General features: G+C 71.0%; 16 protein-coding genes and 1 pseudogene. 4 read left to right on the forward strand and 13 right to left on the reverse strand.

Annotated features, from left to right (window positions below):
- Window positions 1–63: 63 nt before the first annotated feature.
- Window positions 64–942, forward strand: coding sequence for a LysR family transcriptional regulator (locus Q5425_RS21315; RefSeq protein ID WP_308674028.1), 879 nt, complete (start codon window positions 64–66; stop codon window positions 940–942).
- On the opposite strand, the gene Q5425_RS21320 is transcribed toward Q5425_RS21315, so the two are convergent.
- The gene (locus Q5425_RS21320; RefSeq protein WP_308674029.1) at window positions 939–1,520 is read right to left on the reverse strand and encodes a nucleotidyltransferase domain-containing protein; all 582 of its coding nucleotides are present in this window, start codon (window positions 1,518–1,520) and stop codon (window positions 939–941) included. The two genes, Q5425_RS21315 and Q5425_RS21320, sit on opposite strands and share 4 nt — an antisense overlap.
- The gene (locus Q5425_RS21325) at window positions 1,517–2,962 is read right to left on the reverse strand and encodes an ABC transporter substrate-binding protein (protein ID WP_308674030.1); all 1,446 of its coding nucleotides are present in this window, start codon (window positions 2,960–2,962) and stop codon (window positions 1,517–1,519) included. The genes Q5425_RS21320 and Q5425_RS21325 overlap by 4 nt, the downstream gene beginning before the upstream one ends.
- 104 nt (window positions 2,963–3,066) lie before the next feature.
- On the opposite strand from Q5425_RS21325, the gene Q5425_RS21330 reads away from it, so the two are divergent.
- Window positions 3,067–4,401 carry a hypothetical protein gene (locus Q5425_RS21330; RefSeq protein WP_308674031.1) on the forward strand — a complete coding sequence of 445 codons (1,335 nt, stop codon included), beginning with the start codon at window positions 3,067–3,069 and terminating at the stop codon, window positions 4,399–4,401.
- Between the two features lie 57 nt (window positions 4,402–4,458).
- On the opposite strand, the gene Q5425_RS21335 is transcribed toward Q5425_RS21330, so the two are convergent.
- The 7 genes from Q5425_RS21335 to Q5425_RS21365 form a co-directional block, all read right to left on the reverse strand.
- A complete protein-coding gene (locus Q5425_RS21335; RefSeq protein ID WP_308674032.1) occupies window positions 4,459–6,036 on the reverse strand; it encodes a glycoside hydrolase family 13 protein in 1,578 nt (525 codons plus the stop codon).
- 31 nt (window positions 6,037–6,067) lie between these two features.
- Window positions 6,068–6,937 carry a carbohydrate ABC transporter permease gene (locus tag Q5425_RS21340; RefSeq protein ID WP_308674033.1) on the reverse strand — a complete coding sequence of 290 codons (870 nt, stop codon included), beginning with the start codon at window positions 6,935–6,937 and terminating at the stop codon, window positions 6,068–6,070.
- Entirely contained in the window at window positions 6,934–7,908 is a 975-nt protein-coding gene (locus tag Q5425_RS21345) for a sugar ABC transporter permease (protein ID WP_308674034.1), read from the reverse strand. Before Q5425_RS21345 ends, Q5425_RS21340 begins: the two co-directional genes overlap by 4 nt.
- On the reverse strand, window positions 7,886–9,259 hold the full coding sequence (locus tag Q5425_RS21350; RefSeq protein ID WP_308674035.1) for an extracellular solute-binding protein: 1,374 nt from the start codon (window positions 9,257–9,259) through the stop codon (window positions 7,886–7,888). The genes Q5425_RS21345 and Q5425_RS21350 overlap by 23 nt, the downstream gene beginning before the upstream one ends.
- A 472-nt stretch (window positions 9,260–9,731) precedes the next feature.
- Window positions 9,732–10,739: a LacI family DNA-binding transcriptional regulator gene (locus Q5425_RS21355; RefSeq protein ID WP_308674036.1), complete on the reverse strand. Its 1,008-nt coding sequence runs from the start codon at window positions 10,737–10,739 to the stop codon at window positions 9,732–9,734.
- A 286-nt stretch (window positions 10,740–11,025) separates the two neighbouring features.
- Complete coding sequence (locus Q5425_RS21360) at window positions 11,026–13,212, reverse strand: discoidin domain-containing protein (protein ID WP_308674037.1); 2,187 nt, start codon at window positions 13,210–13,212, stop codon at window positions 11,026–11,028.
- Window positions 13,213–13,235: 23 nt separating this feature from the next.
- On the reverse strand, window positions 13,236–15,476 hold the full coding sequence (locus Q5425_RS21365) for a discoidin domain-containing protein (RefSeq protein ID WP_308674038.1): 2,241 nt from the start codon (window positions 15,474–15,476) through the stop codon (window positions 13,236–13,238).
- A 197-nt stretch (window positions 15,477–15,673) separates the two neighbouring features.
- On the opposite strand from Q5425_RS21365, the gene Q5425_RS21370 reads away from it, so the two are divergent.
- Window positions 15,674–16,456: a methyltransferase domain-containing protein gene (locus Q5425_RS21370; RefSeq protein WP_308674039.1), complete on the forward strand. Its 783-nt coding sequence runs from the start codon at window positions 15,674–15,676 to the stop codon at window positions 16,454–16,456.
- Window positions 16,457–16,570: 114 nt separating this feature from the next.
- Window positions 16,571–16,901: pseudogene (locus Q5425_RS21375) on the forward strand (alpha/beta hydrolase); the annotation flags it as partial.
- On the opposite strand, the gene Q5425_RS21380 reads toward Q5425_RS21375, so the two are convergent.
- The 4 genes from Q5425_RS21380 to Q5425_RS21395 form a co-directional block, all read right to left on the reverse strand.
- Entirely contained in the window at window positions 16,890–18,632 is a 1,743-nt protein-coding gene (locus tag Q5425_RS21380; RefSeq protein WP_308674040.1) for a choline/carnitine O-acyltransferase, read from the reverse strand. The pseudogene Q5425_RS21375 and the gene Q5425_RS21380 overlap by 12 nt on opposite strands.
- A 5-nt stretch (window positions 18,633–18,637) precedes the next feature.
- The gene (locus tag Q5425_RS21385; RefSeq protein ID WP_308674041.1) at window positions 18,638–19,453 is read right to left on the reverse strand and encodes a class I SAM-dependent methyltransferase; all 816 of its coding nucleotides are present in this window, start codon (window positions 19,451–19,453) and stop codon (window positions 18,638–18,640) included.
- Window positions 19,454–19,482: 29 nt separating this feature from the next.
- Window positions 19,483–20,337, reverse strand: coding sequence for an arpA protein (locus Q5425_RS21390; protein ID WP_308674042.1), 855 nt, complete (start codon window positions 20,335–20,337; stop codon window positions 19,483–19,485).
- A 90-nt stretch (window positions 20,338–20,427) separates the two neighbouring features.
- Window positions 20,428–20,883 carry a DUF4232 domain-containing protein gene (locus Q5425_RS21395; RefSeq protein WP_308674043.1) on the reverse strand — a complete coding sequence of 152 codons (456 nt, stop codon included), beginning with the start codon at window positions 20,881–20,883 and terminating at the stop codon, window positions 20,428–20,430.
- Window positions 20,884–20,921 lie beyond the last annotated feature (38 nt).

Genomic DNA, 20,921 nt, shown 5'->3' on the forward strand with positions numbered 1-20,921 from the left:
GGCTCGGCTCGGCCGACGGATAAGTCCAAGGCATAGTTATCACCAAGTCGATAAGCTGAGTTCATGACAAGCCTGCGGCAGCTCGAGTACCTGGTCACCGTGGTCGACACCGGGTCGTTCACGCGCGCCGCCGAGCAGCTGCACGTGACGCAGCCGGCGTTGTCGCACCAGATGCGGGCCCTCGAGCGCGGCCTCGGCGGGCCGCTGCTGGAACGGCTGCCCCGGGCCGTCCGGCTGACCCCGATGGGCCGGGCGATGCTGCCGCACGCGCGGGCGGCGCTGGCCGACGCCGAACGCGCGCGCTGCGCCGCCCGGCTCGCGTCCGGGACGACGGCGGGCGAGCTGCAGGTCGCCACGGTGTACTCGGTCAGCCTCGGCGTCCTGCCGCCCGCACTGCGCGTGTGGCGGCGCGACCGGCCCGAGGTCGACGTCCGGCTGATCGAGTTCCGGCACGCGGACGAGCTGCGCGAGGCGATGGCCGCGGGCGAGGCAGACGTCGCGCTCGGGCCACGGCCCGGCGGCTGGACGGGCCCCGTGCGCGAGCTGGGCACCGAGGAGTTCGTCGTCGTCCTGCCCGCCGACGGCGCCCGCGAGGACAACAGCACGGGCGAAGTCGACCTGGCGACGCTGGCGGACTGCGCGTGGGTGCACTACGCCCCCGGCAACGGCCTGGCCGAGCTGGTCGACGCGGCGTGCGCGGCGGCGGGCTTCCGCCCCCGCGCGGCGGTCCGCACCGAGCAGACGGCGGCCGCGCCGATCCTCGCGGCCGCGGGCCTGGGCCCGGCGCTGGTGCCGGCGAACGTCCTGCCGGCGAGGTTCGACGGCCGGGTGCTGCGGCCGGGCGTGCCGGTCCGCCGGACGCTGACCGCCTACACCCGCGCGGCCCCGGACCCGCTGACCACGGCGTTCATCGAAACCCTGGTCAAGCACGCGACCGTTTAGAGGCGGCCGAGCCAGGGGTGCGCGCCGTAGGCCGTCCGGAGCGCCTCCGCGAGCCAACGTCGCTGCGCCGCGTCGAGCACCGGCAGGGCGGCGGCGAAGTCCTGCTCGTCCTTGGGGCGGGTGCCGTGGGCCTTCGCGAACAGCTGCACCTCCGGCGCCAGGTAGGGGACGCCTTCGGCCGAGACCCCGTCCAGCAACACGATTTCGCGTCGCACCGCGGGGTGCCGGCGGGAGACCCACTCGGCACCGTCGGCCCCGTCGAGCATGACCTGGATCCGCCACGGCGCGGCCGCCGACGGGCGGCACCACACGTCGTCGACGCCGTCGCCCAGTAGCTCGCCGCGCGCCCAGGGCCGCAGCGTGCCCGGCGGGTCCGCCGCCCACCACTCCCACGACGGCAGCGCCTCCTGGACCGCGAGCTGGTCGCGCCGGAGCAGCAGGACGTCGACGTCGGCGTGCTCGCGGAACGCCCGGCCCACCGCCAGCTCGATCGCGTACCCGCCGGCGATCCACCACGGCACGCGAACGTGCGAGAACAACTCGGCCACCTCGGACAGCGGTGCGGGATCCCAGGTCACGAAACGCCGATTCCCGCCAGCACCGGCCCGGTGAACGGCGTCGTCGTCACGTCGTGGACCCGGGAGCCCCAGACGGCGTGGCCGTGGCCCGACCACAGCGGGGCCACCGGCAGATCCCGCAGCAGCTGGTTCTCCGCCAGCCGGTACAGCTCGCCCGCTTCCTCCGCCGTGGCCGCCGCGTCGGCCAAGGCCAGGTTCTGGTGGAAGACCTCGTCCGCGTAGCCCGACGCCGAAGCCAGGAGCGAGAGCAGCTCGTACGGGCTCGCCGTGGCCAGCTTGACGTCCACTGTGGAGGGACCGTCGAGCTGGCCGGCGCGCGGTGCGGCCTGTGCCGTCACGGAAACGTCCAATGCTTTGTGCAACCCGACCACCACGGCACGCGTCCACGCCTCCGCGCCGGGTCCGAAGTAGACGGTTGCGCCGCCGGGGAAGGCCGCCTGCTTCAGCAGGGCCTTGCCGGCCGCCGCGTCGAAGCTGCACGGGCGGCACGTGCCGGCCCGCTCGCCCGGCGCGTTCGACGGTGGCAGCAGTGCCTTGGCCGGGTCGACCTGGTGCGCGAGCGGGCCGGCCTCCAGTGCCGCGCGGTCGACGCCGAGGGCGAAGCCGTGGCGGACCGTCGCGTCGGCGAACCGCGGGTTCGTCACCGGGAACGCCAGGTAGCCCGCCTCGGGCAGGGCCCAGGACGCGTGCCGGTCGGCGAATTCGCCGTGCATCGCTTCGTGGCGCTCGCCGGGGACCTCGGTCGCGAGGTCGAGCGTGCCCGCCTTGACCGCGTCGTACTGGGCGGCCGGCTCGCCGACCCGCAGCTCGATCTCCTCGGCCTTCCCGGCGCCGACGCGCTTCAGGGTGCCACCGGAGCCCGGGCGCCAGCCGCCGTCGAGCCGGTACGGGCCGTTGCCGACCGGCGCCTTCGCGAAGCCGTCCCAGTCACGGGAAGCGAGCACCGACGCCGGCAGCGGCACCAGGCCCGGCGCCGAGAGCAGCACGGGGACCTGGCCGGACGGCCGGTCGAGGGTCAGCGTGATCGTGTCCGGGGCGGCCGCCTTGATCTCGCGGGCGCGCAGGAGCTTCGTCAGCACCGGGGAGGAGACCCAGCGCGACGAAGCGATCGCTTGCCAGGTGTCCACATAGGACTGAGCGGTGACCGGGGTGCCGTCGTGGAACGTCGCCGGCCGCAGCTTGACCGTCCAGTGCACCCGGTCGGTGCTCTCGATCGACTCCGCCGCCCGCGGCGTGACCTTCCCCGACGCCGCGTCGTAGCCGGCGAGCGGGGTCCAGAGCGCGCCGGTCACCAGCCGGCCCGCCTGGTCGGCGAGGTCGGCGGGCAGCAGCGTCGCGGGCTCCCGGATGCCGACGGACAGGACGCCGGGCCGGGCGGGTTCGGGACCGGAACAGCCCGTGGCGGCGAGCACCAGGGCGGCGAGGAGGACGAGCAGGCGCATGCGCCAGTCCTACCAGCCAGATGGCAACGAAAGACGGTTGTGTCCGGTTGATCTCCGTCGTACCGTTCGGGTGGTCACGCTCGCAAGCGTTCTGGAGGTTTCGCGTGCGCACCTGGTTGCGGTCGTGCTTCGCCGCCGTCACCGTCAGCGCCACGCTGGTCGCGACCGGTCTCCCGGCCGCCGCCTGCGGCGAAGACGACAAGCCCGCGACCCCGGCCGCCCGCACGGCGGGTGACCCGGGCGCGATCAAGAACGTCAAGCCCGTCGGCAACGTGCCCGACGCCGCCGGGGCCATCTCGATCGGCTTCCTCGACTACGGCCGCCGCGACGTCATGGTCGTGTCCGGCGAGTTCGGGCTCAAGGTCTACGACCTGACGAAGAACCCGGCCGCGCCGAAGCTGGTCGGGCAGGTCAGCCTGCCGGGGCTGTGGGAGACCGAGGACACCGAGGTCGACCAGGCTCGCAAGCTGGTGTTCCTCTCCCGCGACCCGCGCGCGTTCGGCGGCACCACCCACACCGGCGAGTCCGGCATCTACGTCGTCGACGTCGCCAAGCCCGAGGCCCCGGCGATCCTCAGCTACGTGCAGGTCCCGGCCGGCCACACCACCAGCTGCGTCGACGGCTGCCGCTACCTGTGGACCGGCGGCCCGGCGAAGGCCGACAACCAGCCGGCGGAGTGGGGCGGCCGGCCGATCTGGGTCACCGACATCCGCGACCCGAAGCACCCGAAGGTCAATCCGCAGCCGATCGAGCTGGCCCGCAACGACGGCAAGACCGACTACGTGCACGACGTGCAGGTGGACGGCAACGGCGTCGCCTGGGTGTCCGGCCGCGGCGGTGTGCGCGGCTACTGGACGAACGGCGTGCACCGCGACCCGCTGACGGGCAAGATCCGCCGCGCGACCGCGCACGAGCCGGTGCCCTACGCCGGCGGCGGCATCGCCGAGACGGCCGCGCCGTCGCGGTTCATGCACAACAGCTACCACCCGGCCGGCCACCGCATCGGCGACGGTGCCTGGCGCGGCCAGGACCTGGTCTACGCGACGGAGGAGAACTTCGTCGACGGCTGCGCGGGCGACGGCGTCCTGACGATCTCGTCGCTGAAGGGCTCCTACCACGGCGAAGGCTGGCGCTCGACGCCGGAGAAGCCGTTCCGCCTGCAGAGCGTCGGCACGTGGAGCGTCAACGGCCAGGAGGGCAGCGACCCGGCGTCGGACGACTGCTCCGCGCACTACTTCGATGTCCGCGGCAAGATCCTGGTGCAGTCGTTCTACGCGCAGGGCACCCGGTTCCTCGACGTCAGCGACCCGACGAACCCGCGCCAGATCGCCTACTACCGCCCGGCCGACGCGAGCGCGTGGGCGCCGTACTGGCACGGGAAGTACGTGTACGTGGCCGACAACACCCGCGGCGTCGACGTCCTGCAGCTCACCAAGTAAGGCCTGAACCACCGGAGGCCGCCGCCGGGTTCGCCCGGCGGCGGCCTCCGGTGTGTCCTAGTGCCGGATCCAGACCGCGGTGTCCGTCGGCAGGGAGTCCGCCACCGGGCCGCTGGCCAGCAGGACCTCACCGCTCGGCAGCGGAACCGGCGAGTCCGAGAAGTTCAGCGCGAACGTGAACCCCGTGCCCAGCCGGAACGCCAGCACCCCCTCGCCCAGCGACAGCCACTCCAGCTCACCCGGCGGCAGGTCGCGCCGCAGCCGCAGGCCGTTGCGGTACAGCGACAGCATCGACGCCGGATCCGCCGCCTCCGCCTCGGCCGTGTACGCGCTCCAGGACTCCGGCTGCGGCAGCCAAGCGCCGCCGGTCCCGAACCCGAACGGTGCCTCCGAACCCGACCACGGGATCGGGACCCGGCAGCCGTCCCGGCCCGGGTCGGCGCCCCGGGTCCGGGCGAAGACCGGGTCCTGGCGCAGCTCGTCGGGGATGTCCAGGACCTCCCACAGCCCCAGCTCTTCGCCCTGGTAGACGTACAGCCCGCCGGGCAGCGCCAGCGTCAGCAGCGCCGCCGCCCGGGCTCGCCGGGTGCCCAGCTCGTGGTCGACCGGCAGCTCGTGCAGCCGGTTCGCGAAGCTGAACCCGGTGTCGCCTTGGCGTCCGTAGCGGGTGACGTGCCGCGTGACGTCGTGGTTCGACAGCACCCACGCCGCCGGTGCGCCGACCTCGTCGTGCGCCTTCAACGTCCGGTCGATGACGTCGCGGAAGCGCTTGCTGTCCCACGGGCAGACCAGGAAGTCGAAGTTGAACGCCGAGTGCAGCTCGTCGCGGCGCAGGTAGCGTGCCGCGCGGGACATGTCCGGCAACCACATCTCGCCGACCAGCACGCGCTCGCCCGGGTAGCTGTCGGCGATCTTGCGCCACGACCGGTAGATCTCGTGCAGGCCCTCCTGGTCGGAGAACGGCGTCTCGTCGCCGTCGTCGACGTCGGGCAGCCGCGGGTCCTTGACCAGGCCGTCGGCGACGTCGATGCGGAAGCCGTCGACGCCGCGGTCGAACCAGAAGCGCAGCACGTCCTCGAACTCGGTGCGGATCTCCGGGTTGTCCCAGTTGAAGTCGGGCTGGCGCGAGCTGTACAGGTGCAGGTACCACTCGCCGTCCGGCACGCGCGTCCACGCGGACCCGCCGAAGCGCGACTTCCAGTTGTTCGGCGGTTCCGACCCGTCCGGACCGCGGCCGGGGCGGAACCAGAACCGCTGCCGCTCCGGCGAACCCGGGCCCGCGGCCAGCGCGGCCTGGAACCAGCGGTGCTCGTCGGAGCAGTGGTTGGGCACGATGTCGATGATCACCCGGATGTTCCGGGCGTGGGCCTCGGCGATCAGCTCCGCCGCCTCGGCGAGGGTGCCGAACAGCGGCTCGATGTCGCGGAAGTCGGCGACGTCGTAGCCGCCGTCGTCCATCGGCGACGGGTACCACGGCGTGAACCAGATCGCGTCGATCCCCAGGTCGGCCAGGTGGTCCAGCCGGGCGCGGACGCCGGCGAGGTCGCCGACGCCGTCGCCGTTGCCGTCCGCGAAGCTGCGGATGTACACCTGGTAGATCGCCGCGCTCCGCCACCAGCCGGTCTTGTCGGTCACGAAAGTGCCCTCCTAGTAGTCGGGGATGGGCTCAGCCCTTGATGCCGCCGGCGGTCAGCCCGGCGAGGATCTGGCGCTGGAACGCCAGGAACAGCGCCACCAGCGGCAGGCTGGCCAGCACCATCCCGGCGACGAGCACGTTGAGCGGCATGTCGATCGCCACCCGTTGCAGCATCACCGAGAGCGTCTGCTTTTCGGTGTCCGGGAACACCAGCAGCGGCCAGATGAAGTCCTTCCACGCGGTGACCACCGCGAGGATCGAGACCACGGCCAGGATCGGCCGTGAGATCGGCAGGACGATCCGCCAGAGCGTGCGCACCGGCCCGGCGCCGTCGATGCGCGCCGCCTCGATCAGCTCGTCCGGGATCCGGTCGAAGAACCGTTTCAGCAGGTAGATGTTGAACGCGTTCGCCGCCGCGGGCAGCCAGACCGCGGCCGGCGAGTTGATCAGGTTGAGGTGCAGCAGCGGCAGGTCCGTCACCGTCACGTACGTCGGGACGAGCAACGCCGTGGCGGGCAGCATCAGCGTCGCCAGCATGAGGCCGAGCACAACGTTGCCGAACCTGGGCCGCAGCTTCGACAGCGCGAACGCGGCCGGGACGTCGATGGCCAGCTGCGCCAGCCACGCGCCGCCGGCGACGACGAGCGTGTTGAGGAAGTACTTGCCCAGGCTCAGCTGGTCCCAGGCGTCGGCGAAGGTCTCCGGGTGCCACTCGTGCGGGACGAGCGTCGCCGGGGTCTGCGCCAGTTCCTGCGGGGACTTCATCGCGCCGGTCACCGCCCAGTACAGCGGGAACAGGAAGGCGAGGACGAACACGACGAGCGTGCAGGCGAAGACGACGCCGTAGACGACCTTGCCGCGCGGGCTGCGCAACGCGGCGGGAGAGACGAGGGTTCTCATGACTGGTCCGCCTTCCGCGTCAGCCGGACGTACCAAGCGGAGAACACGCCGAGCGCCACGAACAGCAGCAGGCTCATCGCGCTCGCCGAGCCGAAGTCGTTGTAGACGAAGGCGTAGCGGTACAGCAGCAGGAGCACGGTGACCGTCGAATCGTCCGGTCCGCCGCCGGTCATCACGTACGGCTCGGTGAACACCTGCATGGTCGCCACGACCTGCAGGAGCAGGAGGACCAGCAGGACGAACCGGGTCTGCGGGAACGTCACGTGCCGCAGGCGCTTCCACAACCCGGCGCCGTCCAGCTCCGCGGCTTCGTAGAGCTCGCCGGGGATCGTGCCGAGCGCGGCCAGGTAGATGAGTGTGGTGCTGCCCATGTTGGCCCACGTCGAGACGAACACCAGCGACAGCATCGCGGTACCGGACGAGTCGAGCCATTGACCGCCGGGGAGGCCGACCGCGCCGAGCGCGGAGTTGAACAGGCCGGGACCCGGGTCGTAGAACCACTTCCACATCAGCGCCGTCACGACCGGCGGCAGCATCACCGGCAGGTAGACGGCGAGCCGGAAGAACGCCTTCGCGTGGCGGAGCTCGTTCAGCAGCACCGCGGTGAGGAACGGGACGGCGAAGCCGAAGACCAGCGCGAGCCCGGTGAACAGCAGCGTGTTGCGCCAGGCGACGCCGAACAGCGGGTCGGCGAACAGCCGGGAGAAGTTGCCGAACCCGACCCACGTCGGCGCGTTGACGAAGTCGACCTGCTGGAAGCTCAGCAGGACCCCGCGCACGATCGGGTACCAGGAGAACAGGGCGAACACCACGAGCGCGGCGCAGAGCAGGCCGTACGCGGTGAGGTTCTCCTTCAGCCTGCGGCGCAGCTGCGTCCGGCGTCGTTCTTCCGGGGAAGCAACCGGGCGCCCGGCCCGCGGCGGTTTCGCCGCGGGCCAGGCGAGGAGGCTACTTGACCTGGGCGAGGACACTGTTGACCTTCGACGCCGCGGAGCTCAGCTGCTGGTCGATGTTCGCGCCTCTGTCGGTCAGAACGGCCTGCATGACGCTGTCGAGCGCGGCGTAGATCTGCTGGGCGTTCGGCGGCTCGATGCTGCCCTTGATCCCGCTGGTGGTGTCCACGTAGGACTTGTAGTTCTGCGCGGGGACGTTGGCGTACTTGGCCTTCAGCGCCAGCTGCTGTTCGCGGACGGCGCCGGTCCAGACGTCCGGCGTCGGCTCGGCGGGCAGGCCCACCGGCTGCTTGCCGTCGACGTACTGCTGGATGTGCTTTTCGAAGCGGTCCGGGTTGAGGTACTTCCACTGGATCCACTCGAGGCCGGCCTTGACCTTCTCCGGCGAGGCCTTCGGGTTGAGCATGTAACCCTCGCCGCCGAGCAGGGTGCCCTGGCCGCCGGGCATGCCCGCGATGCCGTAGTCCTCGTACTTGCCGTTGAACTGCTTGACCAGCACCGGGACGTTGTCCGGGGCGGCCATGTACATGCCGAGCTGGCCGGCACCCATCATGCGCTGGACGTCCTGGGCTTCGAGGAGCTGCTTGGCGCCCATGGAGTTGTCGGTCCAGCGCATGTCGTGCAGGTACTGGAGGGCTTTTTTGCCCTTGTCGTTGTTGAAGTCGGCGACCCACTTGTCGCCGTCCTTGCGGGCGATGTCGCCGCCCATGGAGTAGAGCCAGCCGGTCAGGTGCCAGCCACCCTGGTTGTTCTTGCTGTAGTCGGCGTACCCGACGACGCCGTTGCCCAGCGCGGAGATCTTCTTCGCGGCTTCGCGGACTTCGTCCCAGGTCTGCGGCGGCTTGTCCGGGTCGAGCCCGGCCTTCTGGAACAGCGGGCGGCTGTAGAGCAGGCCCATCGTGTAGTTCATCGTCGGCAGGCCGTAGAGCTTGCCGTTCGCGTCGCGGAAGTTGTCGAGCAGTTCCGGCTTGAGGTCGTTGATGTGCGGGACGCTCTTCGCGGCTTCGGTGATGTCGGCGGCTTGGTGGCGCGCGATGATCTGCGCCGGATCGGTGAAGTAGACGTAGTAGACGTCTTCGAGCTGCCCGCCGGCGAGCTTCGCCGAGAACGTCTTGGGGTCCATGAACCCTTCGTGCGGATCGATGTCGATGTTCGGGTGGGAGGCCTCGAACTCCTTGACGTCGGCGTCGAAGACGCTGCGCTCGAACGGCTGGCTGGTCGGCGGCTGACCGGTGACGGTGATCTTGACCTTGCCGCCGGGCTGGGCGGTCTCGCCATCACTGCAGGCGGCCATGGTGAGGGCGAGCCCACCTGCGGCGAACAGGCACAACACTCGGCGGGGCACGGATCGGGACCAGGGACTGCTCATCTCAAGCCTCTTCTCGGGTCGCGACGGCTGTCACGTGATTGCGGTCACTCTAAAGTGGTGGACCGGATCGGCGCAATAAGCCGACGAGAATCTGCAAGTTACGAACAGGCCGCGCTGGCCCCGAACGCCCCAATGTGGCGTTGGTTGCGTCCAACGCACCGAACGCCACATTGGGTGCGTTGGATCAGCGCTGCGGCGCGGAGCGCCTCCGTTGAGGGTGGTGGCGGGGACATGGGAGGCACACCGAACGCCACATTGGGGCGCTTGGGCTGGGGCGCGCAGAGGCAGGACGGCCCGGGAGCCGCCGCGCTCTCGGGGGTGATGGCGGCCGCGGACGTCGCGAATGACTCATTCGGGACGTCGGAGGTCCCGAATGAGTCATTCGCGACCTCGGGGCGGGGCCGGGTCCGGGAGGCGGGCGCGCGAAGAGGCGCGACCGCTCGGGAGCCGTCGCGCCTCTCGGATCGCGGTGTCAGGCGATGCGGCGGGCCGTCGACCCCCGCACCACCAGTTCCGGGGCGAACAGCAGCTCCTCCGCCGCCACCTCGCCGCCGTTGATGCGCTTCACCAGCAGCTCCACCACCGCGCGGCCCATCGCCTCGATCGGCTGGCGAGTCGTCGTCAGGGGCGGGTCGGTGCAGTTCATCAGGGCCGAGTCGTCGTAACCGACCACCGAAATGTCCTCCGGCACCGACAGCCCCTGGCGGCGAGCCGCGCGGACCGCGCCCAGGGCCAGGAGGTCGCTCGCGCACAGCACCGCCGTCGCGCCGCGGGGGTACAGACGAGCGGCTGCCGCGTGGCCGCCTTCGATCGAGAACATTCCGTGCTCGACCAGCTCGTCCAGCACCGGGAGGCCGAGTTTGGCCGCGTACGAACGGAACGCCTCCAGCTTGCGGCGCGACGGCACGTGGTCGGACGGGCCGAGCACCAGGCCGATCTTCTCGTGCCCGAGCGAGCTCAGGTGCCCGACGACCTGCTCGACGGCCACCGCGTCGTCGCACGACACCTGGGGCAGCCCGAGGTGGTCGACCGCGGCGTTGATCAGCACCGTCGGCAGCCGGCGCTCGACCAGGTGGTGGTAGTGCGAATGGATCGCGTCCGCCTGCGCGTACAGCCCGCCGGCGAACACCACGCCCGACACCTGCTGCTGCAGGAGCAGCTCGACGTACTCCGCCTCCGACACCCCGCCCGCGGTCCGCGTGCAGAGCACCGGCGTGAACCCCTGCTGGGCGAGGGCGTTGCCCATGATCTCGGCCAGCGCCGGGAAGATCGGGTTCTGCAGCTCGGGCAGCACCAGCCCGACCAGCCGGGCGCGCTCGCCGCGCAGCTGGGTGGGCCGCTCGTAACCCATCACGTCCAGTGCGGTGAGGACGGCGGCGCGGGTGCTGGCGGACACCCCGGACCGGCCGTTGAGCACCCGGCTGACCGTGGCTTCGCTGACCCCGACCTGGCGGGCGACTTCGGCAAGACGACGCGTCATGGCTGAAACTTTACAGCAGACGAGCGCAAAAGTACGACGTGCGGAAGCGACGCGGAACTGGTGAGCAACGGTCACGGGGCCCGCACACCCTGTTCCTGGCTTGGCCCTCGTGACCCGCACCTCGACCGCACCACCACGTCTCGTGGCCTGCGCGCTCGCGGTGCTCCTCGCTGCCGATCGCCTTGATCCGCGCGTCGAGCACGCGTGCTCGCCGGTGGGATTGCAGCGCACGGCGGCCCGGCGGTTTCCGTGCGGAACCGTCGAGCCGCCGTGCCGTTCTGTCACATCAGGCCGCTGCCACCTCGAATTCGGACACCTGGCCGGCGGGCCAGCCCGTGTTGCCGGTGAACGTCAGCCGCACGAAGCGCTGGGACGTCGTCGTGAAGGAGACCGACGCCGTGTTGCCGGAAGCCGGGTCGAACGAATAACCCCGCGAGCCCACCAGCGTCGTGTACGAGCCGCCGTCGGTGCTGCCGGAGATCGTCACCGTCTGCGTGCGCGAACCCCACGCGGACGACGGCGGCAGGCGCAGTGTCACCTTGTTGATCGACGACGCCGTGCCCAGGTCCACCGTCAGCGTCTGCGGGAACGCGTTGTTCGCGCTCTCCCAGTACGAGTTCGCGTCCCCGTCGTTGGCGTTCGACGGCGGGAACCCGCCCTGCGAGCTCGACGCGCTGATCGCCTTGCCGCGGGCGATGTTCGAGCCGGGCTGCTGCGGCTGCTGCGGGCCCGAGTTCGGCGCGGGCCAGGTCGAGCAGTCGCTCCAGGTCCCGGTCCAGCCGCTGTTGCCCGACCCGGTGAAGGTCATCCGCGGGATCGACGTCGGGTACGGGCAGTTGTACGTCCCGGTGACGCCGACGCCGGACGCCGTCAGGTTGCTGATCGACACCGAGCCCTGGGTTTGCGACTGCACCACGAACGTGCCGGCACCCTGCACGGTGACGCCGTCGATGGTGATGCCCTGGATGGGCTTCCCGGCCCCGTTGCCGTCGATGAACTGGATGGCCTCGTACGGGCTCTGGATCGCGGTGAACCCGGTGACGCGGATCGTCACGCCGGTGATCGCCTGGTCACGGGCGTCGAACCACAGCGCGCCGACGCCGAACTGCCAGTTCGGGTCGAGCGCACCGGCCCGCAGCGCGGTGTTGTTCGACAGCGTCACCGTGCCGGACAGCGGCACCGAGTTGAACCGGTTCGCCACCAGGTAACCGCCGCCGAGGGCGTTGGTGTCCTGGACGAGGTTGCCGCTCACCGTGTTGTTCGAGCCGCCGTACAACGCGATGCCGTTGGCCAGGTTCGGCTGCACGACGGTGTTGTTGACCAGCGAGTTGCCCGAGTCGGCTTGGCCGTTGGACCACAGCGCCAGCCCGTCGTCGCCGTTGTTGCGCAGGTAGTTGTTGCGCAACGTCGAGTTCGTCACGGCGCCGTCGAAGTTCACGCCGTCGGCCTGGGTGTCGAGGATGCGGTTGTTCTCGATGGTGACGTTCGACGAAGCGCCGTTCATCAGCCACAAGCCGCACTTGGTGTCCTGGATCCAGAGACCCGACACGACCGAGCCGTTTCCGAGGACGCCGTGGAACGCGTTGTCGGGGCTGCCGTCGTTCCGTTCGGTGACGTCACCGAACACGGCGAAGTCGTAGAGCTTGATGTTCCCGGACGCGCTGCCGTTGTTGAAGATGTTGTTGCCGTGCAGCACGGTGTACCACGGGCCGGCGCCGCGGACGGTCGTCTGGTCGATCTGCAGCGCCGAGCCGATCTCGAACCGCCCCTGGGGCACCCACAGTTCCCGGCCCTGCGAGCGGGCCGCCGACAGACCGGTGCGGAACGCCTGCGAGTCATCCGAGGAATCGTTCGCGGTGGCGCCGTAGTCGGTCACCGACAGCGCGTTCGCCGGTTTGGTGCCCGCCCCGCCGACCTGTTCGAAGTCGGCGAGGTCGATGGTCGCCTGGCCGACGTCACCGGAGTCGGCGGCCACCCGGACCTTCGCGCCGGCGGAGGCGTTCTGCCCGAACAGCAACCGCGCGTCGTCGAAGAAGTGGTGCGTCTTGGCACCCGGGATCCACGGTGTGTCCACATAGGAATACCGGGAGGTCACCGAGAGCCCGCTGCCGAGCTTCGTCCCGTTGACGTACACGGAAAGCCGCCCTGACGAACCGTCCGGCAGGTTGTAGTGGACGTTGATCGAGTTCGCCGCGGCGGGCAGCGTGAACTCGACGTACTGGCCGGTCCCGATCCGCACGGCCTGCCGCCCGGAGGCTTCCGAAGCGATGCTGGCCTGGGTGTAGTCGGGGCCGACGGCCGAGCCGTTGGTCGCCGAGCACTCGGCTTCGACGGTCCGGAACGGCACGCTCGCGCCGCCGGAGGCCGTGGTGGGGCAAGTGGCTGCGGACGCCGGCGGCGCCAGCACGGTGAAGCCGGACGCGGCGAGTGCGACGGCCAGCAAGGCCGCGCGGCGCCGGGGAGTGGGGGACATCGTCGTCACCTTTCTCGCGGGTTTCAGGAGGAATAGGCTTCGAGCTCGGACAGCTGGCCGGCGGGCCAGCCGGTGTTACCGGTGAAGGTGAGCCGCAGGGTGCGCTGGGCCGTCGCCGGGAAGGTCACGGTCGCCGTGTTGCCGGACGCGGGGTCGAAGGTGTAGGTCGCCGCCGCCTTGACGCCGTCGACCGACACCGTCTGGGTCCGCGCACCCCACGACGGCGGCAGCTTCAGCACCAGCCGGGAGACGCTGACCGAGCTGCCGAAGTCGACGGTCAGCGACTGCGGGAAGGCGTTGTTCGTGCTCTCCCAGTAGGAGTTCGTGTTGCCGTCGACGGCGTTGCCCGGCGGGAACCCGCCCTGCGAGCCGGTCGCGCTGACGCTCTTGTGCAGCGCCAGGTTCCCGCCTGGCTGGGTCGGTGTGGTGGTCGGCGGGGTCGTGGTCGTGCCGCCGTTGTCGGAGCCGTACACCGGCGACGGCCACGAGCCGCAGTACGTCGTCGTCCAGCCGGAGTTGCCGCCCTGGTCGGCCAGTCCGCTCATGGCGTCGGGCCCCATGCAGTTGTAGACCCCGGCCCGGCCGATCCCGGTCGCGACGACGTTCTTCACCGAGCCCGACGGCTTGGACTGCAGCTGCCAGGCGAACGTGCCGGCGCCGGTGATCCGGACGCCGTCGAAGTGCACGTCCGTGGTGGCGCCGTCGATGAACTGGATCGCCTCGTAGTTGTTGTCCAGCAGGTCGTTGTCCACGACGTCGATCCGGCCGGTGATGGCCGAGTCGCGGCCGTCGAACCACAGCGCGCCGACGCCGAACTGCCAGTTCGAGTCGAGCACGCCGGTGCGGATCGCGGTGTTGCGCGTGACGGTCGTGGTGCCCGAGAGCGGGACCGCGCTGAACCGGTTCGCGATGTGCAGGCCGCCGCCCTGGTCCTGGTTGTCGGCCACGACGTTGTCGGACACGGTGTTGTCGTGCCCGCCGTAGACCGCGATGTTGTTGGCGAGGATCGGCAGCAGCACGGTGTTGAACGAGAACGTGTTGTGGTGGTCGGCGGCGTGCTCGGACCACATGGCCAGGCCGTCGTCGCCGGTGTTGCGCAGGAAGTTGTTCGTCACCGTCACGTTGCTGATGCCCTGGTGCAGGTTCAGCCCGTCGGCGGTCTGGTCGAGGATCCGGTTGCCGGACACGGTGAGCCCGTCGAACGGCCCGTCGAGCCACAGCCCGACCTTCGTGTGCTGCAGCCACAGGTTCTGCACGACCGAGCCGCCGCCCAGCGCGCCGCCGATGGCGTTCGACTGGTCGCAGTCGACGCGGGCGTCGACCTGCCCGATGATCGCGAAGTCGTAGAGCTTCACGGCGCTGCTGACCCCGGGCACCGCGGGGTTGCCGGGGTACGTCGGCGTTCCGCAGCTTTCCGGTTCGCCCTTGCCGAACAGGCCCGCGCGCGGCCCGGTCAGCACCGAGTACCAGGGCCCGGCGCCGCGGACGGTCACCTGGTCGACCGTGATGTGGTGGCCGAGGGTGAAGGTGCCGGACGGGATCCAGACTTCCTTGCCCTGGCCGCGAGCCGCGGCGACGGCGGAGTCGAACGCGCCGGCGTCGTCGCTCGTGTCGCCCGCGGTGGCGCCGTAGTCGGTGACGGACACCGAGTTCGCCGGGCGGGTCGCGGCCGCGCCGACCTGCTCGAAGTCGGCGAGGTCGACCGTGACCGGCGTGACGTCGCCCGCGTCGGCCTGCAGCTTGATCTTGGTGCCGGCCGGGTAGGACGTGCCGAGCAGCGCGCGGGTCTCGTCGTAGAAGTGGTGGGCTTTGCCGTCGGCGGGGTTGTTCGTGAACGGGTACGAGCCGTAGTACCAGGCGTACTTCGACGTCAGGGCGATGTCCCGGTTGTGGGCGCCGCCGACGTAGAGCGAGATGGTCCCGCTCGCGAAGTCCGGGAGGCTGTACCGGAAGTCGATCGAGTTGGCCGGCGCGGTGAGCGTGAATTCGACGTACTGGCCTTGACCGGACAGCGTCACCGCTTTCCGGCCGGAGGCTTCGCCGGCGAGGGTGCCCGCGGCGCGGTTCGGGCCGATGACCGAGCCGTTCGTCGCGGCGGTTTCCGCTTCCTGTTCGAGGAAGGGCACGGTCGCGCCGCGGCCGGCCGCGAGGGCGGCGTTTCCCGCGGGGACGGTGGCGATCGTGAGCCCGGCCGCGGCGATCACGGCGGCGGCGAGGGCTCCGAACCGGTTCTTGGGCGCGCTTGAGACAGAGCTGGGAGACATGGGCAGCACTGGCCTTTCCGCAGCAGGTGGGGACCTCTGTGATCCGGATCATACGAATCGTGGACAAGAAATCGCAATAGTTGGACGAACTTACGCAAGTTTGCGACAGGAATTGACGGCTGGGCCGGATGTCGGGCGTCCGCTTACACCCGGCGGAGCAACCCGTTGCCGGGGGCCGGCGCTGATAGTTTTCTGGCATGAGCCAGCGACGTGCGGACGGGAGCGCCGGGGACGCCGACTACGGCGCGATCGGCGGGGTCTACACCGACTACCGCAAGCCGGATCCCCGCATCGGCCGGTACCTCCTCGACGCACTGGGCGACGCGCGAACCGTGCTGAACGTCGGTGCGGGCGCCGGCGCGTACGAACCCGAAGACCGGGAAGTGACCGCGGTCGAGCCGTCGGCGTCGATGCGCGCGCAGCGGCCGGCGGGCCTGCCGCCGGCGGTCGACGCCGTCGCCGAAAAGCTGCCGTTCCCGGACCGGGCGTTCGAGGGCGCGATGAGCACGTTCAGCGTGCACCAGTGGAACGACCTGTGGGCCGGCCTCAAGGAGATGCGCCGCGTCACGCGCGGCCCGATCGCCATCCTGACCTGCGACCCGGATCTGCTGCGCCGCTTCTGGCTGCTGGACTACGCGCCCGAGGTGATCGAGACCGAGGCCCGGCGCTACCCGTCGGTCGACGACATCGCCGACGGGCTCGGCGGGCACACCTCGGTGGTCGGCGTGCCGATCCCGATCGACTGCACCGACGGCTTCAACGAGGCCTACTACGCGCGGCCCGAACGCCTCCTCGACCCGGGTGCGCGGCTGTCGTGCTCGGCGTGGAGCTTCGTCGACGACCGCGTGCACCACCGCTTCGCCGCCGAGCTGCAGCACGACCTCGACGACGGCACGTGGGAGCGCCGCTACGGCAAGCTGCGCGAGCAGCCGGCGTTCGAGGGCTCGCTCGTCCTCGTCGTCTCGGACCCCACGGCGTGACCCCACCGCCGTTCGACCCGGAGCCGGCGGCGGTCGTCGAAGAGCCGGCGGCCGCCCACCCCGGGTTCGCCTTCCGCGAGGAAGCGGCCGGGGACGTGCCGCTGCTGGTCGTCACCCGGCGGCGTCGAGGACTGCTACGCCGGTCTGCTGTGGACGGTCGAGAACCTGGGCGTCCCGGTGATCGGCGGGGTCAGCGCGGGCGGCGGCCTGGCCGCGGCGGCGACCCTGCCGGCCCGCGACCGCGGCGGCCCGCTCCCGCTCGGGCAGCTGCTGGTCTGCCCGATGCTCGACGACCGGCCGGATCTGGCGGGCGGGCGGGGACGCCGAGCTGCACGTGTGGCCCGGCGGGTTCCACGGGTTCGACGCCCTGGTGCCCGGCGCGGCGATCAGCCGGGCGGCCCGCGCCGCCCGGCTGACCTGGCTGCGGCGCCTGCTAGGCCAGTAGCTCCTGCAGCTCCCGCACCGCGACAGCGAGTTCGTCGGCGAAGCGGTACATCTCCGCCGAGACGTGCTTCGGCGTGCTCAGGTAGATGTTCCACCGGTCCGGCAGCAGCACGTAGGCGATGCCGATGCACTGCGGGCTGGTCGAGCCGAAGCCGAAGTACTGGATGTTGACCGACGGCGCCGAGCTGGTGCTCAGGTAGTCGTCGCGCATCTTCAGCCAGCCCGGCGAGGTGTAGAGGGCCGGAGTTCCGGTGTCGCCACGGCGTTTCCCGATCAGCTGCAGCTCCCACAGGTGCTGCTCCGGCGCGTCCCCGGCCTGGCACTCCTTCGCGCGGGCGACGTGCTTCGCCGCCGCGGCGCGGAGCGCTTCCCGCTTCTGCTCGGTCGTCGCCGAGTCGTCGGTCATGACGTCGGCGAAGCGCACGACCTCGGGCGTGACGACCCGCATGGCTTCGGTCCGGCCGTTGCGGAACTGCCGGGTGGCGATCGACTCGTACGTCGCGCCGGTCAGGCCCTTCGCGCGGCGGTGGGCCAGCTGGTAGGACATCTGCGCGAAGGCGTCCGGGGACATCCCGAGTTCCTTCGCCCGGTTGGCACCGAAGTCGAACGAGACCGTCTGCGTCGCGGTGGCGTCCGCGTACGCCTTGAAGGCGGCTCCGGCCGCTCGGGCGTCTTCGCGGAGGGCGTCGGTCAGCGTGAACTGGACGATCTCGTAGCCGGGGATCCCGTCGGCCGCTTCGCGCTCCTCGCGCGAACCGCTCAGCAGCGCGTCGGTGAAGCCGAGGATCGTGGTGCCGTCGAGTTCGCAGTGCTCGACGTTGATCCCCGCGGTGCCGTCCTCGAACACGATCAGCGACACGGCCTTGTCGTACCAGCGGTTGTCGCCGTACAGCAGCCGGTCACCCGCTTCGAGGGCGTTTGACGGCGTGAAGTCGTCCAGGCAGAGGCAGAACAACGCGGTCTCGATGGTTTCCAGCGCGGCGGCGTTGCCCGCTTCGAGCAGCGCGGCCCGCGAAGCGGCCCACTCCGCGCGCGCCTTCGTCGTGAGGGGCCCGGCCGGGACGTCGGTGCCGTGGTCGTCCTTGAGGATCGCGCGCAGCCCGTCGGCCAGCTGCGCCGGCGAGTACGGGCGGCCGTCTGCGGCGAGGACGTCCATCCGGAACGGCGTGCCCTTCGAAAACACGACGATGTGCCGCTCGGGCGAGGGGAACCGCGTGCGCGCGGTGTCGAGCACCTCGCCGGGGATCCGCGTCGCCGAGAACAGGAACTTGTGCTGCACCATCGACTGCGGCGTGCCGCGCAGCAGCACCGGCGGCACGAGTTCGCCGTCGAGCTTCAGCTTGTAGTCCACCGCGGACGCGGTCAGCTCGGCGGCGCGCTCCACCTGCCCGAGCGGGGAGTCCTGGAACAGGAAGAAGAAGTTGGCGTTGAGCGCGATCCGGTCCCGGCGGCCGAGGTAGCGGTACGGCCAGAAGGTGTCGAGCCAGCTGTGCACGCCGGGCGAGCGGTCGTACTCCGCCAGCGCCGCCTGCAGCCCGTGCGCGGGGCTGCCCGGCGCGAGGAACTCCGCCACCGCGGCTTCGGTCTCCGCCAGCTCGTCCGGTGTCAGCAGCGGCCCGCACCATTCGAGGAAACGGCGGCAGCTGGCTTCCGGCGTGGGAAGCGGGACGCGGGGGAGCCGGTCCTCGTTGCCGAAGGTGCGGGTGGACCATTCCGGACTGCTCACGGTCATCCTTCTTAGTCGGCGGTCTCGAGCACAGCTGCGAGCTCCGCAGCCGAGCCTTCAGGGCGGGAAACATACAACTGCGCGTAGAGCCACCCGTCGGACTCCAGTCCGGTGGGGTCGACCCCGGCCGCGCTCAGCGTGTCCAGGATCTGCGCCTGCTCCTCGGCGGAGGCGAACCGCCGCTGCTTGAAGACCCCGCCGACCTCCGCGGTCTCGTACCCCAGCTCGGCCAGGCTTTCGGCGACCGGCTCGTAGGAGAACATCCGCAGCACGAAGTGCGCCATCCACGGCCGCGCGCCGCGCGCGACCCGGGTGAGGGTCTTCTCGGTGACGTACCCGACGCAGCCGGTCGAGACGACCACGTCGACGTCGTCCAGCAGCTTCTGCTGGGTGCCGTCCGGGTCGTCGCGTTCGAGGTCGGCGTGGAGCACCTCGTCGAGGAAGCCGGCGGCAAGCGCGTACTCGAGCGCCGGGGCCGAGCTGTCCAGGCCGTAGAACCGGGGGTTGCCGGTGCGGACGCGCTTCCGGTCCGCCTCGACCAGCGCCGCGTGGTCCAGCGCGCGCACAGCCGGGTCGGTGTAGTGGGCGTAGAGGTCGTCCATCGTCGCGTCGCAGCGCTGCAGGGCCGCGTTGACGCCGTACGAGCAGCCGACGTCGAGCACGGTCGGCCGCTCGGCGGGGTGCGCGGCGCCCAGCTTCGCGAAGTACGGCTTCGCCAGCTGCGGGATGTGGTAGCCGACGCGCTCGAGCGTGCCGAAGAACGGCCGCGGGTCGGGTGCGGTGTAGATGTGGTCGAACGAGATCTTGCCGGTCGAGTCGAAAGGCACGGGCCAGGCTCCTGATCTGGTCGAGTGATCTAGTCGAGCAGCTCGTCGCCGCGGGCGGTGCGCTCCGCGAGGTGGGCGGGCAGAACACGGCCGAACAGCTGCCGCGTCCGCTCCGCGCTGCCGATGACCCCCGGGCGCTCGCTGTAGGCGAAGATCGCGGAGTGCCGCGCGATCGTGCCCTCCACGGTACTGACCCGGTGCAGCGCGAAGCGTCCTTGGAACAGCTGGAGATCACCGGGCCGCAGGTCGAGGCGCCGGACCAGCCGGGTGTCGCCGGCCAGCACCGCGCGCACGGCCGCGAAGTTCTCGTCCGCGGCGGACCGGATGCCGGGGCAGTATTCGAAGGTGCCGCCGTCATCCGCGGCCTGCGTCAGCATGCTGACCGTGTGGGTGTTCGTGTCGAAGTGCCACGGGTGCGCGCGGCCGGGCGCGATGACGTTGAGCGTCAGCCCGGACAGCGGGTCGGCGAGCTCGTGCAGCTCCGGCAGCCCGAAGCAGTCGGCGACGAACCGCTGGAACAGCGGGCTGCTGTAGAGCCGGCCGATGATCGAGGACGCGGGGATGTGGTCGCGGGCGACGAAGGCGTTGCCGCGTTCCATGATCGTCCGGCCGGGGTGGTCCTCGGGCAGCGGCTCGCCGATCGTGGTGTTGTAGGCGTTGACCTGCTCGATCTTCGTGTACGCGTGCGGCTCGAGCGCGGCGCACTCGTCCCGCAGGGCCCGGCGCAGCTGCGGCCGGATGAAGTCGGCGAGCACGCTGCAGCCGACGTCGGCGAGGTCGGCGCGCGTGCGGCCGACCGTCTCCCGCCAGGCGGGACTGCCCGGTTCGGTGAGCGGGTAGCGGTCGGTGTCGACCATTTCCAGTGGCGCTACGGAGGTGCTCATCATCGAGGTCCCTTCCGGCGGGTGAAGGAACAGAGGTAGCACAAAAGCCCGCTGGTCAACCGTCGGTTTGTGAGCGGTGACACAGGGTCGTCAGGCGCCCACCTCGGTGGCCCACGAGCTGACGGTGACGGTGTCCGTGGTGCCCAGATCCGTGTCGAGCGGCTGCCTCTGCGCGGGTTCGCCCGGAACGGGGACCACCGAGATGGCCGCGCCGGTGCGCGTGTCGCCGCTCGTGACGGTGGCCGACCACGCGAGCACGGCCACGACCTTCTCGCCCGGCTGGACGGTGAGGTCCTGCGGACCGAGGTCGCGCGCGAAGTAGGACGTGCCGTGTTCGACCGTGACGTCGAGCGGGGAGCCGTCGCCCGCGAGGATCTTCAGATCGGGGTAGCCGGTGACCTTCCGCGGCGCGGTGTCCCGGTTGGTCAGCGTCAGGACGCTGGCGCGGTGCCCGAGCCCGGCTTCGACCTGGCCGACCGAAAGGGACAGCCCCAGCGACGGCGGCGGCCCGTACGTCGGGCTGGGCGTGGCCGTGGGTGACGGCACGGGCGGGGGCGGCGGAGTGCTGCAACCCGCGAGAAGCG

The sequence above is a fragment of the Amycolatopsis sp. A133 genome (genome assembly GCF_031082405.1).
Classification (GTDB): Bacteria; Actinomycetota; Actinomycetes; order Mycobacteriales; family Pseudonocardiaceae; genus Amycolatopsis.

Excerpts from the sequence above, each read along its gene's own strand:
- Q5425_RS21315 (WP_308674028.1), top strand. The coding sequence starts at position 64 with ATGACAAGCCTGCGGCAGCTCGAGTACCTGGTCACCGTGGTCGACACC.
- Q5425_RS21325 (WP_308674030.1), bottom strand. The coding sequence starts at position 2,962 with ATGCGCCTGCTCGTCCTCCTCGCCGCCCTGGTGCTCGCCGCCACGGGC.
- Q5425_RS21340 (WP_308674033.1), bottom strand. The coding sequence starts at position 6,937 with ATGAGAACCCTCGTCTCTCCCGCCGCGTTGCGCAGCCCGCGCGGCAAG.
- Q5425_RS21350 (WP_308674035.1), bottom strand. The coding sequence starts at position 9,259 with ATGAGCAGTCCCTGGTCCCGATCCGTGCCCCGCCGAGTGTTGTGCCTG.
- Q5425_RS21355 (WP_308674036.1), bottom strand. The coding sequence starts at position 10,739 with ATGACGCGTCGTCTTGCCGAAGTCGCCCGCCAGGTCGGGGTCAGCGAA.
- Q5425_RS21360 (WP_308674037.1), bottom strand. The coding sequence starts at position 13,212 with ATGTCCCCCACTCCCCGGCGCCGCGCGGCCTTGCTGGCCGTCGCACTC.
- Q5425_RS21365 (WP_308674038.1), bottom strand. The coding sequence starts at position 15,476 with ATGTCTCCCAGCTCTGTCTCAAGCGCGCCCAAGAACCGGTTCGGAGCC.
- Q5425_RS21370 (WP_308674039.1), top strand. The coding sequence starts at position 15,674 with ATGAGCCAGCGACGTGCGGACGGGAGCGCCGGGGACGCCGACTACGGC.
- Q5425_RS21380 (WP_308674040.1), bottom strand. The coding sequence starts at position 18,632 with ATGACCGTGAGCAGTCCGGAATGGTCCACCCGCACCTTCGGCAACGAG.
- Q5425_RS21390 (WP_308674042.1), bottom strand. The coding sequence starts at position 20,337 with ATGAGCACCTCCGTAGCGCCACTGGAAATGGTCGACACCGACCGCTAC.